This is a genomic window from Pseudomonas gregormendelii, assembly GCF_017114825.1.
GTDB lineage: Bacteria > Pseudomonadota > Gammaproteobacteria > Pseudomonadales > Pseudomonadaceae > Aquipseudomonas > Aquipseudomonas gregormendelii.
The window spans coordinates 1-1,242 of sequence record NZ_JADEVO010000095.1; the positions used below are offsets into that span (position 1 = coordinate 1).

The 1,242-nt window shown below is 52.4% G+C and carries 2 protein-coding genes; both read left to right on the top strand.

From position 1 onward, the window contains the following. The first annotated feature begins 65 nt into the window (after positions 1 to 65). Positions 66 to 371, top strand: a complete 306-nt coding sequence (locus IMW75_RS27135; protein ID WP_060691151.1) for an IS3 family transposase — start codon at positions 66 to 68, stop codon at positions 369 to 371. Then, a complete protein-coding gene (locus tag IMW75_RS26705; RefSeq protein WP_237142354.1) occupies positions 368 to 1,204 on the top strand; it encodes an IS3 family transposase in 837 nt (278 codons plus the stop codon). The genes IMW75_RS27135 and IMW75_RS26705 overlap by 4 nt, the downstream gene beginning before the upstream one ends. Positions 1,205 to 1,242: the final 38 nt, after the last annotated feature.

A 1,242-nucleotide genomic window follows, 5' to 3' on the forward strand; every position in this document is an offset into this window, starting at 1 on the left:
TGAACTGGTCTAATAATTCCGGACACCTCTTAAGGGCGATATGATTTCGCCAACTTGGAGGTTCCATGAACGATAGAAAGGTCTATACCCGCGAGTTCAAGCTGCATGCTGCCAGCATGGTACTCGACGATAACTGTCCGGTGCCGGACGTTTGTGCATCACTGGATATTGGACCCACCGCTTTACGGCGCTGGGTCGATCAGGTTCGCAAGGAGCGCGAGGGTCAACCGGTTAAAGGCACCAAGGCCATCACCGAAGATCAGCGCCAGATCCAGGAACTGAAAGCCAAGATCAAGCGCATGGAGATGGAGGCCGAGATCCTAAAAAAGGCTACCGCTCTCTTGATGTCGGATCCCGATCGTTTTCGATGATCGCAGAGCTAAGAGAGTCATTTCCGACGGCTGTGGTATGTCGTGTTTTTGGTGTGAAGCGCAGCAGCTTTTATGAGTGGATTCAACGGCGAGCCAAGCCGCGGATCAGGCGTGAAGAACTCAAATCGAAAGTGGTTGAGTTGCACAGCCAAAGCCGCGAAGCCATGGGCTCCAGAATGATCAGCAAGGGCCTGAAGTCTCAGAAAATAACTGCTGGAAGAAGCCTTGTCCGAGCGCTGATGAGGGAGGCCAATATTGTCAGCAAACAGCGTCAGCCTCACCCTTTCAGATCCAAAGGGGTGGAAGCATTTGTCGCGCCCAATCGGCTAAAACGCAATTTCAAACCGACTGCAATCGATCAGGTTTGGTGTGGCGACGTGACCAGTCTGATGGTAGGCAAACGCTGGATTCATTTGGCCATCGTGATCGATTTGTATGCTCGCAGGGTCATTGGTTGGGCTTTTTCTCTGGTCAATGACGCCAACCTGGTCAGCAAAGCGCTACGCATGGCGACAGCGGTACGAACGTGTCTTCCTGGGCTGATGTTTCACTCAGACCAGGGATGTCAGTACACCAGCCGCAAGTTTCAAGAGGAACTGGTGCGCCACGGCATTTTGCAAAGCATGAGTCATCGTGGACAGTGCTGGGACAATGCTCCAACAGAGCGTTTTTTCGGCACATTGAAATCAGAGTGGGTACCTCGCAACGGCTACAGCCTGATCGAGGAGGCAAAAACGGACATGGTGCGTTTCTTCATGTACTACAACCGCACCAGGCTCCACAGCTACAACAACTACCTGTCGCCAATAGCTATGGAGCAAAAAGCGGCATAAGCACCGTAAACGGTGTCCGGGATTGCTTGACCAGTTCA